At 71.9% G+C, this 17,955-nt stretch carries 1 protein-coding gene (only partly in view); it reads right to left on the bottom strand.

Annotated features, from left to right (window positions below; genetic code table 11):
- Positions 1-17,955 carry part of the coding region annotated (locus D7Y04_RS42095) for a non-ribosomal peptide synthase/polyketide synthase (protein WP_121763019.1) on the bottom strand (this coding region is incomplete at its 5' end). Its footprint begins 11,942 nt before the window's first position, so 17,955 of the 29,897 annotated nt are shown.

Here is a 17,955-nt window from a genome sequence, read left to right as displayed (position 1 = left end):
GGCCCACTCCCAGCGACCGCAGGTGCCAGGCGAGCTGGTTCGCCTGCGCGTTGAGCTGGTGGAAGGTCAGCGTCGTCCCGCCGAACACCACTGCGTCCGCGTCCGGCGTCGTGGCGGCCTGGCGTTCGAAGCGCGCATGCAGGGTGGTGTCGCGCTCGAAATCCATGGCGTCGCCGCTGCCGGTGCGCAGCAGCCACGCGCGGTCCTCCGCAGGCAGCATCGACACGTCCTCGATCCGGGCGTCCGGATGGAGCAATCCCTCCAGCGCCTGTCGCCACTGGCCCAACACTCGCTGCATGGCGTCCGCGTCGAAGTGGCCCGCGTCGTAGACCAGCTGCAGTTGGAGCTCTTCGCGCGGTATCACGGTGGCCGACAGCGGGTAGTTCGTGCTGTCGCCGAACTCCAGGTCGCGCAGATCCATCGCGGTGAAGCGGCGCAACACCGACGCGTCGAACGGGTAGTTCTCGAAGACGAACAGCGACTGGAAGAGCGGCTGCCCTCGGGGGATGTCGCTCCAGCCGTGCGTCGAGACCAGCGGTGAGTACTGGTGCTGCTGGATGCCCAGGAGCTTCGCCTGGAGCGACTGGAGCCACGGCAGCACCGGTTCGCCCTCACCGGGCAGCGTGATGCGTACCGGCTGCGTGGTGATGAGCAGGCCCAGCATGGCGTCCGCGCCCGGCAGCTCCGGCGGACGGCCCGCGAGCGTCGTTCCGAAGAGCACGTCGCGCGTGTCCGCGTGGCGCGCCAGCACCAACGACCAGGCCGCCTGCGTCAGCGTGTTGAGCGTGAGCTGATGCCGCCGCGCGAAGGCCTCCAGTGCGGTGGTGATCGACGCCGGCAGCGTCACCCTCACGTCGGGCCGCTTCTCGGACGTGCTGGGCCGCACCAGGGACGCAGGCCGCGCCGAGGGCAGGGGCGTGGGCGCCGACAGGCCCGTGAGCTGATCTCTCCAGAAGCGCTCGTCCTCCGCCAGGTCCCGGCGGTCCAACCACGCGATGTAGTCGCGGAACGGAGGCCGGCCCATGGGCGGCGGCGGAGTCCCGGCGTGCACGGCGTCGTAGAGGGCGAAGACCTCCTGGAAGAACAGGCCCATGCTCCAGCCGTCCATCAGCAGGTGGTGGTGGCTCCAGAGGAAGCGCCAGCGCGACTCGCCCAGGCGCACCACCGTCATCCGAGACAGCGGCGCCCGCGACACGTCGAAGCCGCGTGCACGGTCCTCCGCCGTGAGCTTCGCCAACGCGGCCGGCTGCTCCGCCTCTGGCAGGTGGCGCCAGTCGTGGACGATGAACGGCAACGAGGCGTGCGACTGCACCACCTGGAGCGGCGACTCCAGGCCCTCCCACACGAACGCGGTGCGCAGAATGGGGTTGCGGTCCACCGCCGTCTGCCACGTCCGCTGGAGCAGCGCGATGTCCACGTCCGAGTGGCTCGACCACCCGGCCTGCTCGAAGTAGTAGGCCGCCTCCGGATCATTCAGGGCGTGGAAGAGCATGCCCTCCTGGAGCGGGGACAGCGGGAACACGTCCTCCACCGTAGGGCCCTGCGCCGCCAACACCGCGTCCAGCGCGGCCTGGGACAGGCGGGCCAGCGGGAAGTCGCCGGGCGTGCGCCGCCGCGCATCCTCGGAATGGCGCTGGGCGATGAGCTCGCGCAGCACTCCGAGGAAGCGCTCCGCCAGCGCGCGCACCGTCGCCTCGTGGTGCTGCTGGTGGCTGTAGCCGAACGTCATCCGCAGCCGGCCCTGGAGCACCGAACCGTCCACCGCCAGCGCGTGCGGCTGCAAGGCCCGGGGCTCCACGATGGGGCCCACCGGCTCGTCGCTCATGGTGAAGAGCGTGCTGGCGGCGGCCGTGCCGTCCAACTGCCCCAGGTAGTTGAACGACACCTGCGCCTTGGGCAGCGCGGCCAACCGGGCCCGCGTCTCCGGCGGCCCCAGGTGGCGCAGCAGATTGAAGCCGATGCCGCGGCCGGGCCACGCCTTCAGCGAGTCTCGCACTGCGCGCAGCCCGTCTCCCAGTGAGCCACCCTTGGGCAGCCGCAGCAGCGCCGGCGCCACGGACGTGAACCAGCCCACGGTGCGCGACACGTCCACGTCCGCGAACAGTTCTTCGCGGCCGTGACCCTCCAACTCGATGAGGACGTCCGGCTTCCCCGTCCATTCTCCCAGCGTCCGCCCGAGCGCGGTCAGGAGCACGTCGTCGATGCGCGCCCGCCACCCCGTGGGCGTCTCCTGGAGCAGCTGTCGCGTCTCCTCCGCATCCAACTCCACGGCGACGCTGCTTCGTGACGCGTATGTGTACGGACCCGGGCCATCCACGGGCAGCGGGGCCACGTCGCCGCGCATCGCCTCCCGCCAGAAGGATTCCTGCTCGCCCAGCACTTCCGACAGGGCGTGCTTCTCCAGCCGCTGCGCCCAGGACAGGAACGACGTCGTCTTCGCGGGCAGCGCCGGAGCGCGGGCGGACTGGAGCTGGAGGTACGCCGTCTCCAGGTCCTCCACCAGGATGCGCCACGACACCGCGTCCACCACGAGGTGGTGGATGATCAGCAACAGGCGCTGCGGCTCACCGGCACCGAAATGGAACAGCGCCACGCGCACCAGCGGCGGTGTCGCCAGGTGGAAGTCCGCCTGGAGGCGCGCGGCCTCCCGTTCCATCCCGGCGGCCCGGGCCTCTGGAGGCAGCATCGACAGGTCCACCTGGAGGAGCACGGGCGGAGCGGACTCAGGGGCCACGCTCTCCTGGCGCCACGTGCCGTCTTCGGCGTGGACGTAGCGCAGGCGCAGGGCGTCGTGGTGGGCGACGAGCGCCTGGACCGCCCGCTGCAACAGGTCGTGCTTCAGCGGCTGACGGGTCTTGAGCAGCAGGGCGTGGTTGAAGTGGTGCGGGTACGTCGGCTCACGCTCGAACAGGTCCACCTGGATGGGCGTGAGGGGCACGTCGCCCACCACCGGGCCCTGCTCCGCGAGGGTGGCATCTCCGTCGCGGGCCACGGCCGCCAGCGCGCCCAGGGTGGGGTGCTGGAACAGGTCCTTCACCTGCAACCGCACGCCGGCCTGCCGCGCCTTCGCCACCACCTGCAGGCTGATGATGGAGTCGCCGCCCAGCTCGAAGAAGTTGTCGTCCAGACCCACGCGCTCCACGCGCAGGACCTGCGCCATCACCTGGGCCAGCGCCTGCTCCCTCGGGGTGCGCGGCGCCACGTATTCGCGGCGCGAGGCGCGCTGTCCCTCCGGCGCGGGCAGGGCCTTGCGGTCCACCTTGCCCTGGGTCGTCAGCGGGAGCGACTCCAGCAGGACGAAGGCCGACGGCAGCATGTAGTCCGGCACCCGCTGGCGCATGAAGTCGCGCAGCGCCTCCGGCTCGGGGGCGGACGGGGCGACGACATACGCCACCAGGCGCTTGTCGCCGGGCACGTCCTCGCGCACCACGGCCACGGTCTCGCGCACGTTCGGGTGAGCGCCCAGCGCGGACTCGACCTCCGACAGTTCGATTCGGAAGCCGCGCACCTTCACCTGGTGGTCCGTGCGGCCCAGGAAGTCCAGCGTCCCATCCGAGCGCCAGCGGGTCAGGTCGCCCGTGCGGTAGAGGCGCTCACCGGGCCGCGAGGAGAAGGGATGCGGAATGAAACGCTCCGCGGTGAGGTCCGGCCGGGAGATGTAGCCGCGCGCCAGGCCCTCGCCGCCGATGTGCAGCTCGCCCGGGATGCCCGGGGGCACCGGCTGTCCCCGCGCGTCCAGCACGTACAGGTCCGTCCTCGCGATGGGCCGGCCCAGCGGCACGGGGGCGTCCACGCGCGCCGCTTCCGTCATCACGTGCGTGGCGGCGATGAGCGTCGCCTCCGTCGGGCCGTAACCCGCGGTCACGACGAGCCCCGGATGCGCCTCCAGCACCTTGCGCACGTGCGGCGGGGAGACGACGTCGCCGCCCACCAGCAGCTGGCGCACGCCCGTCAGGGCCTCCGGCTTCAGGTCCGCGACCTGCGTGAAGAGGCCCGCGGTGAGCATCATCGAGGTGACGCCATGGCGCTGGATGACCTGGGCCAGCACGTCCAGGTCCGACGGCGACGTGGGCGGGAACATCACCAGCCGTCCGCCGTGCAGCAGCGGTCCCCAGACCTCCAGCGTCACCGGGTCGAAGGAGATGGGCGCCAACTGGAGGAACGTCTCGTTCGCGCTCATGCGCGCGAACGCCGGGTGGTGCAGCAGGCGCATCACCGCGCGGTGATCCACCGCGACGCCCTTGGGACGCCCGGTGCTGCCGGAGGTGAAGTCCACGTAGGCCAGATGGCGCGAGTCCGCGCCCGCCACCACCGGCGCCGTGGGCAGGTCCCGCGAGGACAGCTCCTCCACGAAGACGGACGGCAGCTCCGGCGGCAGGGGCACCGCCGCGCGCAGGGCTCGCGTGGTGAGCAGCACCTTCGCGGGCGCGTCCTCCAGCATCGCGGCCAGCCGAGGCGCCGGGTAGCTGGGCTCCAACGGCAGGTACGCGCCCCCCGCCTTCACGGCGGCGAGCAGCGCGACGACGAGTTCCAGAGAGCGCTCCAGGCACACCGCCACCAGTACGTCCGGGCTCACGCCGTGCTCACGCAACACGTGCGCCCACTGGTTCGCCCGCGCATCGAGCTGCGCGTACGTCAGGCGCTCGCCGCCGGACTCCACCGCGACCGCGTCCGGCCTCGCCGCGGCCTGCCGGGCGAAGAGGTCCGGGATGCGCGCGTCCTGGGGGAAGTCCTGGAAGGTGTCGTTCCACTCCACCAGCACCCGCTGGCGCTCCGCCGCGTCCATGAGCGGCAGCAGGGCGACGGGCGTCTGGGGATGGGCCACCACCTCGCGCGCCAGACCCACCATGTGCCGGGCCAGGCGCTCCATGGTGGCCGCGTCGAAGAGGGCGGTGGCGTATTCCATGCCGCAGTTGAAGCCGTCCTTGACCTCCACGACCTCCATGCCCAGGTCGAACTTCGCCGTGCCGGTCGGCACTTCCACCGGGGTCAGCTCCAGCGACGACAGCCGGCCCTGGACCTCCGGCATGTTCACCACGTTGATGCTCACCTGGAACAGCGGCGTGCGGCTCAGGTCGCGCGGCAGATCCAGCGAATCCAGCACGCGCTCGAAGGGAGCGTCCTGGTGCGCGTAGGCCTCCAGGGCCTGGGTGCGCACGCGCCCCAGCAGCTCCACGAAGGACGGCTGGCCGGACAGCCTCGAGCGGAAGGGCAGGGTGTTGATGAAGCACCCCATCAGCCACTCGACCTCCGGGCGCGTGCGGCCCGCGATGGGCGTGCCCACCACGAAGTCGTCCTGCCCCGAGTAGCGCGACAGCACCGTCTGGAAGAGGGCCATCAGCACCATGAACGACGTAGCGCCGTGCTTGCGGCCCAGCGCCAGCAGCGGCGCGGACACCGCCGTCGGCAGGAGGAAGGTGTGCCGCGCGCCCGCGGAGGACATGACCGCAGGGCGAGGCCGGTCCGTGGGTAGCTCCAGCGGAGGCGCGCCGGCCAGGTGGTCCTTCCACCAGGCCACCTGCTTCTCCATCACACCGCCTTCCAGCCACGCGCGCTGCCACACGGCGTAGTCGGCGTACTGCACCGGCAGCTCAGGCAGCGGAGAGGGCTGGCCCGCGCGGAAGGCCGTGTAGTTCACCGTCAACTCATGCGCGATGACCAGGGTGCACCACGCGTCGGACACCGCATGGTGGAAGGTGACGAGCAGCACGTGCTCCTGGGCCCCCAGGCGGATCAGCGCCGCGCGCAGGACCTCCTGCTCCAGGTCGAACGGCTGGCGCACGGCGTCCTGGCAGAACGCGCGCATCGCCGCCTCGCGCGCCTCAGGCGTGTCGCCGGGCACGTCCCAGTGCTGGAGCGGCAGGCCTCGGGGCGGGTGGATGACCTGCACCGCGTGGTCCCCCTCCAGGGCGTAGGTGGTGCGCAGCACCTCGTGGCGGACCACCATCGCGTCCAGCGCGGCCTGGAGCGCGGCCCTGTCCAGCTCGCCCTTGAGCCGGAAGATGGCCGGGTTGTTGTACGCGCTGCTCGTGGGCTCCATCTGCTGGAGGTACCAGAGGCGCTGCTGCGCGAAGGACAGCGGCAGCGGCTGATCCCGGCTCACGCGCGGGATGGGCGGTGGGGTCATGTTCACGACCGCCGGGGCGACGGGCGCCACGGGACGCGGTGCTTCCACGACGGCGGGGCGCGCCACGGGCGGAGGCGGGAGCCGCGACGGCGAGGCCACTGGCTCCAACCGGCCATCCCCGCGCATGCGGGCATGACGGCCGGTGCGGAACAGCTTCGCGGAAGCCTCGCGAGGGTGCGGCACCAGGCGGCGGTGCTCTTCATCACTCGCGCGCCACAGGGCGGACGGCAGCCCCGCACCCGCGAGGGCCAGTTCACCCACCACGCCCACGGGCACGGGCTGACCGGCCACATCCAGCACCCACGCCTGGAGGTTCGCGGGGATGCGCTCCGCCAACGTGCGCGGCAGCAGCGCGCCTTCCTGGGCGTCACCGGACAGATACACCTCCACGCCCGCGGCCCGATGCAGCGCCGAGCCCAGCTCCACCGACGCGCCCTCCAACACCAGCGCACCCACGCGGGACAGTGACTCTCGCGCGCCGGGCAGTTCGCTGAGCGAACGCGCCAGCCGCGCCGACGTGTGCAGCAGCACCGCGCCGGACTGGCGCGCCAGCTCCAGCAGTCCCTCCACGCCCGCCTCGGCCTCCACCAGCACCTGCTCCTGGTGGGCGGCGGCCTCCGCGTCCATGCGCTCACGCACGGTCGCGAGCCGCCGCAGGCCCTCCAACACCACCGGGGTGTCGAGGCCGAAGTCGATGAGCGCCGCCACCTCATCCACGTCCGCCGCTCGCACATCGCGCAGACGCTTCAGCGCGCTGTCCACCGTGCCCAGCAGGCCGGTGTTCTTCGCGTGGTTCTCGAAGGTGCGCTCCAGCACCGCGTTGATGTCGTCCGGAGACAGCTTCTGGACGTCGGTGATGCCCTGCGCCTGGAGCAGCGACGTGCTGATGTCCACCGAGCTGCGGAAGTACGACAGCAGGGGCTGTCGCACCGTGCGCAGCACCTCCTGCTCCTCGTCGCCCAGGTACGTGTGCAGCATGCAGGTGATGTGGCCGCGGCCCGGGTGCCCGTTGCGGCGCCACGCGTCGCGGTACAGCGCCACCTTCTGCTTCAGCTCCTCCAGCGTGTGCGACATCAAGCCCGTGAGCACGCCCGCGCCCAGCTCGCCCGCCATCCGGAACGTCTCCGGGTTGCCCGTGGCGGTGAGCCACACCGGCAGCTCCTTCTGCACCGGCTTCGGGCGCAGACCGACCTCCGCCGTGCTGCCAGCGCCCGCGGGGCGCTTGAAGCGCTCGCCTCGCCACAGGGCGCGCAGCGTGGACAGCTTCTCCAGCAGGATGTCGCGCCGCTTCTCGTAGTTGGCCGGCGCGAAGGTGAAGTCCTGCGTGTGCCAGCCCGTGGCCACGGACAGGCCCACGCGGCCCTGGGACAGGTTGTCCACCACGGACCACTGCTCCGCGATGAGCAGGGGATCATGCAGCGGCAACACCACGCTGCCGGAGCGCAGGCGCAGGTTCTTCGTGACGGTGGCCAGGCCCGCCGCCACCACGGCCGGCTGTGGATACAGACCGCCGAACGAGTGGAAGTGCCGCTCCGGTGTCCACACCGCGGAGAAGCCGTTCGCGTCCGCGAACTTGGCGCCCTCCAGCAGGAGTTCGTACTTGGGGCCCTGGAGCGTGTCCTCGTCGTTGGCGAAGTAGATGAGGCTCACGTCCATCGCCTTCGCGCGAGGGCCTCCATCGCCCAGGCCCACCAGCCGAGCGGTGATCCGCTCCGGCGGGAACACGACCCGCAGACCACGCGTGAGCGCCCACAGGGCCTCCAGCTCCGGACGGTCGGAGGACGGCTCGCTCGCGGCCAACCACGCGCCGCCGTCCGGGGGCGACAGGCGCGTGTCCAGGCCGGTGAAGAACTCCGCCAGCTCCCGGTGGCCCAGGGCCCATGCGGGCTGGCCCCGGCCCGTGGGCAGCAGCCACGCCAGGGCGTGCGACTCCGCGTGCTCGACGGTGGCGGATGCTTCGCTCGCGGCTGGCACATCCTCCACGTAGACGACACGCGCCGCGTCCACGCGCACGGACGCCACCAGCGCGCGCGTGGTGACGAGCACCGGCACCGGGGCGCCTTCGAGCGCGTACACGGGCAGGTGGCTCAGGTCGGACGGGCCCAGTGCGACGCATGCTCCGCCCGCGCCCAGCACGGCCCACAGCGCGGCCAGCTTCTCCGGCGACGTGCGCAGGCACACGGCCACCGGTGTTCCAGCCTTCACGCCCAGGGCCTTCAACCTCGCGGCCAGGGCGTCCGCGCGAGCGCCCAGCTCCGCCCAGGTCCAGTGCGTCTCCCCCTGCGACAGGGCGGTGGCGCCAGCGTGGCGCGCGCGCCGCTCCGCGAGTGCGGTGGGGACAGGGACCAGCCCCGGTGTGGCGCGAGGCGTGGGCCAGGCGCGTCGCTCGTCATCCGTGGCGAGCGGCAGGTGCGCCACCTGCGTGTCGGGGTTCGCGAGCGCGGCGCCGAGCAGCACCTGGAAGTGCTCCATCAGCCGCGCCGTGGTGGCGGCGTCGAACAGGTCCGACGCGAATTCCAGCGCGCCGTGGACGCGGGTGGGGGACTCGAAGAGGACCAGGGTGAGCGCGCTCAGGGTAGAGCCCCACTGCACGGGCGTGCCCGGCACCTCCACCAACGTCCCGCGCACGCCGATGAGCTCCAGCGTCTCCGAGGAGCTCACGCCCGTGTGGTAGACGAACACGGAGTCCGTCATGCGCCCCCGGCCGATGTCATGGCCCGGGACGAGCGCTTCCACGAGGTACTCGAAGGGCACGTCCGGGCGCGTCTGCGCGTCCGCGACCTCGCCGCGCACCTGGGCCAGCAGCTCGCGGAACGTGAGGCCTTCGGTGAAGCGCGTCCGGAATGCCGCCGAGTGCGCCACGTAGCCGATGAGGGACATCAGCTCCGGACGCGTGCGGTTGGCGATGGGCGTGCCGACGACGACGTCCGTCTGGCCGGAGTAGCGGTGCAGCAGCGTCTGCCACGCGGCGAGCACCGTCATGTAGCCGGTGAAGCCCTCGCGGCGCGTGAAGGCCACCAGCTCGTGGGCGAGCGCGGGCGGGAAGTCCAACGTCATGCGCTGGGAGGAGATGAGCGGCTCGTTGGACCGGGGCCGGTCGGTGGGCAGATCCAACCGGCGCGGCATGCCGGCCAGGCGCTGCCGCCAGCCCTGATCCTGTTCGGCCAGACGGCCGCTCGTGATGCCACGGCGCTGCCACGCGCCGAAGTCCGCGTACTGGAGGGGCAGCGGTTTGAGTGGAGACGGCCTGCCCTGGACGAAGGCGTCGTACAGCTGGCCCAGCTCCTGGACGAGCAGGGCGATGGACATCGTGTCGCTGACGATGTGGTGGATGCTGGCAATCAGCAGGTGCAGCTTCGTGTCCAGGCGGACCAGGGTGGTGCGCAACACGGGGCCGTGGACCAGGTCGAACGGCTTCACGGCGTCCTCGCGGGCGAGCCGCAGCGCCTCCGGTTCGCGCGTCTCCATCGGGCCGCGCAGCTCCACGCGGGTGAGCGGGACTCGCATGTTCGCGTGGAAGCGCTGCACGGGGCGGCCGTCCACGGTGTCGTAGGTCGTGCGCAGCGCTTCGTGGCGCTGGACGATCTCCTGGATGCCGCGCTCCATCACGTCCGCATCCAGGTCGCCTTCGAGCCGGAGGACGAACGGGAGGTTGTACGCGGACAGACCGGGCAGGTGCTGTTCCAGGCGCCAGACGCGCTCCTGCACGAAGGACAACGGCAGCTCGCTACCGTCGCGAGGCAGCGGCACGAGCGGAAGCTCCGTGGAGACGGCGACCTGGGGCGCCTGGAGCAGCAAGGGCTCCAGGCGTCCCGCGATGCCGGCAACGGTGGGCGCTTCGAAGAGGGCGGCGAGCGGCAGGTTCACGCCGAAGGCATCACGGAGCTGATTGAGCAGCTGCGCGGCCGTCAGTGAGTTGCCGCCGAGCTCCAGGAAGTCGTCATGGCGGCCCACGAACTCCAGGCCTAGACGGTCGCGCCACAGCGCGGCCACGCGCTCCTCGATGTCTCCACGAGGTGCGTCGTCGCGACCGGGAGGGGGAGGGGACGCGAGGGCGGGGATAGGTTCTGCATCCGTGGGCACGGCCGACCCGTGCGAGGACGCACCCGCCTCCGCACGCACCCCGTGCTCCGGAGCCCCGCCCGTCATCGCGAACGCAGCCTGTGGGACGCCGGCCGAATCTGTCGTCGCTGACGCGCCTGGATGAGCGCTGTTCGGATCCGTCATCGCTGACGTGCCCTGATGAGCGCCGGCCGGATCCGTCATCGCTGACGCGCCCTGACGAGCGCCGTTCGGATCCGTCGTCGCTGACGCGCCTTGGGGGGCACTCATCGTCGCAGTCATCGCGGACGCGGCTTGAGGAGCACGGACCGAAACCGTGGCCGTCATCGCGGACACGGCTTGGGGGGCACGGACCGACGCGGTGACCAGGGCCACATCGGAAGTCACTTCGGGCGCACGCTCAGTGGGCGCGACCGGGGCCACGGCCGGAGCCTGCGGCGTCCGGACGGGACTCCCCGACGGAGGCGCGAACGGAGACGTCGTGGCACGCGCTCTCGGCTGCACCCAGACCGCCTTGGTCTGGAACGCATACGTGGGCAGGTGCAGCCGCAGGCGCTGCTCGTGCGCGTAGAACGCGTTCCAGTCCACGGTAACGCCCGCGGTCCACAGCTCGCCCACGGCCTGGAGCCAGCCCATCTGCTCCGTCGTCTTCCCGCCCACCCGCAGTGACGCCAGCGCGAGAATGGAAGGACCGGCCTCGGGCCGGGTCAGGTTCGCGCGCACCAGCGGCGTCACGTCCTGTCCCGGTCCCACCTCCAGCAGCACCGTGCAGCCTTCCGCCTGGAGCGACTCCACCGCGCGGGTGAAGCGCACCGGCTGGCGCATCTGCTCCGTCCAGTAGTCCGGCGCCGCGAGCTGCCCCGGCAGAACGCCCGTCCCCGTGAGACTGGACACGTACCGCACCGTGGGCTCTGACCAGCGCAGCGTGCCCACCACGCGCGCCAGCTCCGGCATCAACGGCTCCACGTCCGCGGAGTGGAACGCGTACGGCGCGGGCATGCGCACCGCACCGGCCTTCTGGGCCTTCAGCTCGGCCTCCAGCCGCTCCACTTCCTCCACCGGACCGGACACCACGCAGCGATCCGGAGCGTTCACCGCCGCCACCGACAGCCGGCCCGACAGCAACGACTGCACACGTTCCACGGGCAGGGCCACCGCGAGCATCGCGCCTGGCGGCATCCGGTGCATCAGCTCACCGCGAGCCACCGCGAGGCGCATCGCGTCTTCCAAGGACAGCGCCCCCGCGACGCACGCCGCCGCGTACTCACCGAAGCTGTGTCCCATCACCGCGGACGGCATGACGCCCAGGTCCCGCCACATCCGCGCCAGCGCCACCTGCACGCTGAACAACGCAGGCAGCGCCACACGCGTGTCCGCGAGGTCCGCCGAAGCATCGGCCTCGGGCGCCAGCACGGCCGACACCCGCGCCCGCAGCGGCGCGTCCAGCAACGCGAGGCACGCCTCCAGGTGCGCTCGGAACAGGGGCGACGCCTCCGCCAGCTCACGCCCCATGGCCAGCCGCTGCGACCCCTGTCCGCTGAACACGAACGCCACACGCGGCGCCTTGCCCGGGCTCTTCGCCAGCGTCACCGGCTTCTGGAGCTGCCGCGCCAGGTCCTCCGCGTCCGTCACCACCACCGCGCGGCGGTACTCGAACGCCTTGCGACCCACGGCGTGCGTGAACGCCAGATCCGCCAGCGCCAAGTCCCCAACGCCCGTCGCCTCCAACCGCCGCGCCGCCGCCTCCAACGCTTCCGGCGAGCGCGCGGACAACACGACGAGCTGGTGGGAACGCGTCGTCGAACCACTCTGCCGCATGGGGGCTTCCTCGAGGATGGCGTGGGCATTGGTGCCACCAATGCCAAAGGAGCTGACCGCGGCGAAGCGAGGCGTCTCGCTCCGAGGCCACGACCGCAAGGTGGTGTTGACGAAGAAAGGACCCGCGTCGAAGTCGATCTGCGGGTTGGCCTTCTCGAAGTGGAGGCTGGGGGGAATCTCTCCGTGGTGCAGCGACAGCGCGGCCTTCATCAGGCCCGCCAGCCCCGCGGCCGTGTCCAAATGGCCCACGTTCGTCTTCAACGACGCCAGCGCGATGCGCCCCCGGTGCTCAGTGCCCAAGCCGTACGCACGGGTCAGCGCCGCCACTTCAATCGGATCCCCCAGCGGCGTCGCGGTGCCATGGGCCTCCACGTAGCCCACGGCTTCCGGTGCCACGCCCGCGTTGGCCAACGCCTGGGACACCACCGCCGCCTGTCCCTGCACGCTGGGCGCGGTGAAGCCGGACTTGTTCTTGCCATCGTTGTTGAGCGCCGAGCCCCGGATGACGGCGTAGATGGCGTCCCCATCTCGCACCGCGTCCTCCAAACGCTTGAGCACCACCGTGCCCACGCCGTTGCCGGGCAGCGTCCCCTGGGCCCGAGCATCGAACGCGCGGCAGTGGCCGTCCGGGGAGAAGATGAGGCCCTCCTGCGCCACGTAGCCCGTGCGCTGCGGCAGCGACAGCCGCGAGGCCCCCGCGAGCGCCACGTCGGACTGCCCCGCCCGCAGGCTCTGACAGGCCAGGTGCACGGCCACCAGGCCCGTGGAGCACGCGGTGTAGAGCAACGTGCTTTCACCCGTGAGCCCCAGCTTGAAGGACGCCTTCGTCGGCAGGCTCTCGTGGGTGGCGGTGCCGTTCAGCTCGAAGAAGGACGCCGCGTCCAGCGGCATCGCCTGCCGCACGGCCTCCGCGTATCCAGAGGCCGCGGCGCCCGCGTACAGCGAGATGGCGCCGGGGTAGCGCTCCGGGTTGACGCCCGCGTCCTCCAGCGCGGCCCACGCCGTCTGGAGGAAGATCCGCTGCTGCGGGTCCGTGAACTGCGCCTCGCGCAGCGACATGTCGAAGAACGCGTGGTCGAACCCCTCCACGTCTTCCAGGACACCGGCGGCGGGAACGAAGGCCGGGTGGTACCAGAGCTCGAAACCCTCCGGCAGGGAAGGCAGGTGCTCCAGCTCCTCGGGGGAGAAGCGCGTGATGGACTCCACGCCCTCGCGCAGGTTCCGCCAGAACGCCTCCACCGTTCCCGCGCCGGGGAAGCGGCCCGCCATGCCGACGATGGCGATGGACCCGGAGGCGCCAGGCTTCGACGCCTCGCGCGGACGGTGGCCGGGCGCGGTGGGCAACGGCGCGGGTGCTCCCCGCGACTCGTTCTCCAGCCGCTGGGCGAGCGACTCCACCGTGGGGTGTTCGAACAACCAGACCACGGGCACCTCGCGGCCCAGCGTCTCCTTCAAGCGCGAGGCGAGCCGCATCACGGACAGCGACGTGCCACCCAGGTCGTTGAACAGGTGGTCCTGCGTGCCCACGCGGTCGGCCCCGAGCTCACGGGACCACGTGGAGGCGATCCGCTCCTCCAGCGGGTGGGACGGCGCCACGTAGCGCTCGCGCCGGCCGGTGGCCTCCGAGTCCGGAGCGGGCAGGGCCTTGCGGTCCACCTTGCCGCTGGGGTTCAGGGGCAGGGTGGGCAGCGCCACGAACAGCGACGGCACCATGTAGTCGGGCAGCTTGCGGCGCAGGGCCTCTCGCAGCCGCGTGGGCTCCAGCACCTGGCCCGGGCGAGGCATCGCGTAGGCCACGAGCCGCTTGTCGCCGGGCACGTCCTCGCGCACCACCGCCGCGGCCTCGTGCACTTCGGGCAGCTCGCGCAGGGCGGCTTCGACTTCCGGAAGCTCGATGCGGAAGCCGCGCACCTTCACCTGGTGGTCCGTGCGGCCCAGGAAGTCCAGCGTCCCATCCGCGCGCCAGCGCACCCGGTCGCCCGTGCGGTACAGCCGTGCGCCGGGCTTCACGCCCCAGGCATCCGGCACGAAGCGCTCCGCCGTCAGGTCCGGCCGCGACACGTAGCCCCGGACCACGCCATCACCGCCGAGGAACAGCTCCCCCGGCACGCCCACCGGCACCGGCTGGAGCCGCGCGTCCAGCACGTACGCCGTGGTGTTCGCGAGCGGCGCGCCAATGGGCACCGACGCGCCCGCCTGCTCCGGCCGCTCCACCGTGAAGAACGCGGCGGCCACGGAGCATTCGCTGGGGCCGTAGGCGTTGATGACGTGCCGGCCCAGGAACTCCACCGCCCGGCGCACATGCGGGGCGGAGACGACGTCGCCGCCCACGTGCACTTCGCGCAGCCGACCGAGGATGTCCGGCCGGTGCTCCACCAACTGCGAGAAGAGCCCCGCCGGCAGGTGGACGAAGCTGACCGCGTGGCGATCCACCACGCGCGCGAGCGTGTCCATGTCTCCGGCGGGAACCTTGCCGGGGAAGATGACCAGACGGCCGCCGTGCAGCAGCATCGTCCACAGCTCCATCACGGAGCCGTCGAAGGACAGCGGCGCGAAGAGCATGCCCGTTTCGCGTGAACCGAAGCGCGAGTAGGGCTCGGCGTGCACGAGGCGCAGCACGCCGCGCTGTTCGTTGGCCACCCCCTTGGGACGGCCGGAGCTGCCGGAGGTGAAGATGACGTAGGCCAGGTTGCGAGGCCCCACGGTGACTTCCGGCGCGGTGACGGGCTGATCATCGAGCGCCAGCGCGTCCACGAAGAAACAGGCCAGGGTCGCGTCCGGCACGTGCAGCCGCTCACGCAGCGCGCGGGTGGTGAGCAGCATCCGGGGCCGGGCGTCCTCGATCATGAACGCCAGCCGCTGCGCGGGGTACGACGCGTCCAGCGGCACATAGGCGCCGCCCGCCTTGAGGATGGCGAGCACCGAGACGACGAAGTCCACGGAGCGCTCCATGCACACGGCCACCGGCACGTCCGGGCCCACGCCCCGAGCACGGAGGAAGTGCGCGAGCGGGTTGGCCCGCGCCTCCAGCTGCGCGTACGTCAGGCGAAGGTCCCCGTCCTCCACGGCGATGGCGTCCGGAGTCCGGGCGACCTGGAGCGCGAACTGCTCGGGAAGGGTCCTGCCGGAGGGGTAGTCGCGGGCCGTGTCGTTCCATGCGGTGAGCACCTGGTGGCGCTCCGCGTCCGTCATCCAGGGCAGCTCGTGGATGGGCGTCTCCGGTGCCGAGATGGCGGCCTCCAGCAGCACGCGGAAGTGACCGGCCAGCCGCGCCACGGTGTCCGCGTCGAACAACTCCGTGGCGTACTCCAGCCAGCCCTCGAAGCCCTGGGAGGACTCCGCGAGCGACAGCGTGAGGTCGAACATGGACGTGCCGGTGTGCACGTCCAGGAGCCGGGACTGGAGCCCCTGCAGGACGGGCGCGTCCACGCGTGCGCCCTGGAGGTTGAACATCACCTGGAACAGCGGCGTGTGCGCGAGCTCGCGAGGAGGCCGGAGCGCCTCCACGACCCGCTCGAAGGGCACGTCCTGGTGCGCGTACGCACCCAGCGCCGTCTCCCGCACGCAGCCCAGGAGCTCCCGGAACGAAGGAGCGCCGGACAGTCGCGTGCGAAGGACCAGCGAGTTGACGAAGAGGCCGACGAGCCCCTGGAACTCCGCGCGCTGACGGCCCGCGATGGCCGTACCCACGCTGATGTCGTCCTGGCCCGCGCGACGGGCGAGCACGGTCTGGAAGGCCGCGAGCAGGACCATGAACGGCGTGACGCCTTCGCGCTCCGCCAGCGTCCGGACGGAGGTCGCGAGGCCAGCCTCCAGCACCACCGGGACCCGAGCGCCCGCGGACCCACGCCGCGAGGGACGCGGCCGATCCGTGGCCAGATCCAGCAGCTGGGGAGCCCCAGCGAGCTGCGTCCGCCAGGAGTCCAACCGCGACTCCAGCGCGGCGCCGTCCAGCGTGTCCCGCTGCCAGTCGGCGGCGTCAGCGTAGTCGAGGGGCAGGGCGGGAAGGGGCGACGGGCGGCCTTCACGCAGCGCCGAGTAGAGGGCGGAGACCTCGCGCACCAGCACCGCCATGGACGTGGCGTCCGACACGGCATGGTGCATGACGAGCACCAGCACATGGGTCCGCGCATCCAGCGTGAGGAGCGTGGCGCGCACCAGCGGTCCGCGCTCCAGGTCGAACGGGCGGCGGGCCTCTTCGTGGGCCAGGCGGAGCGCTTCGGCCTCGCGGGCGTTGGCGGGCAGGGATTCCAGTGACACGCGCGCCAGCGTCAGGGACGCGTCCGGCGCGATGACCTGCCGGGGCTGCCCCGGGGCCTCGCGGAAGGAGGTCCGCAGTCCTTCATGCCGGGCCGCGAGCGCCACGAGGCTGCCCTCCAGCGCGGCCACATCCAGTTCGCCCTCCAGGCGCACAGCGGCGGGCAGGTTGTAGGACACGTCGCCGGGGGCGTACCGGGACAGGAAGAACAACCGGGCCTGCGAAGAGGACGCCTCGCGGTCGCCGCCCACGTTTCTGCGAAGAGGCGCGGGGCCCGCCGCGTCACGGAGGGAGGCCAGCCTGTGGGCCAGGGACGTGATGCTCGGCCCCTGGAGCAGCCATTCCATGGGCACCGTCAGCCCGGTGCCGGCACCCACCTCGTGCGCCAGTTCCACCGCGCCCAATGAGTCCAGGCCGTAGCGAGTCACCGGAGCATCGACGTCGATGTCCTCACGGCGCATGCGCGTGTGCCGGGCCACGATGTCGCGCAGCCATGCCACCAGTGCTTCCGCGCCCGGCTTCTCAGGCAGCGCCGCTTCCGCCTTCGGCCCAGCTTCGACCGAGGCAGCTGCTGGAACAGAGAGGAGGGGAGCCTCGGCCGACGATGAGCGCGCATCGGAGGATTGCGAGCCCTCCGCCCGCCACGCCGTCACCTCTTGGAACGTTCCCGCGAGGAAGGCAGCTCGGCACGCGTGCCGCTGCACCTTGCCGCTGGACGTCTTGGGCAGGCTGCCCGGCTCGATGAGCACCACCGCGTGCGCCTGCACTTCGTGCGACTCCGCCAGCCGCTGACGGATGGTGCCCACCGCCGCATCCGCCGCCGCCAACTGCTCACGCAGTCCGCCCAGCCGCCGCACGTCGATTTCCTGCACGACGACGGCGCGCTCCTCACCCCCCACCTCCACCGAAAACACCGCGCCGCCCCCGGGCCTCAGCGCCGGGTGCGCTCCCTCCACCGTCGCCTCCAGGTCCTGCGGGTAGTGGTTGCGCCCTCGCAGGATGATGAGGTCCTTGCGCCGCCCCGTGACGTACAGCTCGCCCTCCGGCCGCACGAAGCCCAAGTCACCCGTGCGCAGGTACGGTCCGCCGTTCTCACTCGCGATGCGCGCCTGGAACGTCTCGCGCGTCGCGTCCTCCCGGCCCCAGTACCCCTGGGCCACGCTCGGCCCCGACACCCAGATTTCGCCCACTTCACCGGGCCCACGCCGCTCCAGCGTCTCCGGGTCCACGATGGCGAGTCGCTGCTCCGCCAGCGTCTGGCCACACCCCACCAGCGTGCGCGCACCGGGCTGCGCCGCGCTCACTTCCTCCGCGCGGTGCCGCTCCAGCCCCTCACCTGAAATCGTCACCGACACCGGCGGCGCCGACTTCTCCCCGCCGGAGACGATGAGCGTGCCTTCCGCCAGGCCGTAGCATGGGTAGAAGGCCTCTCGCCGGAAGCCACTGGGGCCGAAGGCCTCCACGAAGCGCTCCAGCGTCTCCGGGCGAATCGGCTCCGCGCCGCAGAAGGCCACCTCCCACCGGCTCAAGTCCAACGCCCGCCGCTGCTCCGGCGTGCTCTTGCGCACGCACAAGTCGAACGCGAAGTTCGGCCCACCGCTGATGGTGCCCCCGAAGCGCGACACCGCCTCCAGCCACGCCATGGGCCGCTTGAGGAAGGCCATCGGCGACATCAACGTCACCGGGAAGC

This window comes from Corallococcus sp. AB038B (assembly GCF_003668955.1).
In the GTDB taxonomy this organism is placed as follows: domain Bacteria; phylum Myxococcota; class Myxococcia; order Myxococcales; family Myxococcaceae; genus Corallococcus; species Corallococcus exiguus.
Note: the sequence above shows the minus strand (reverse complement) of the source record. Positions and strands in the feature narration are given on the sequence as shown.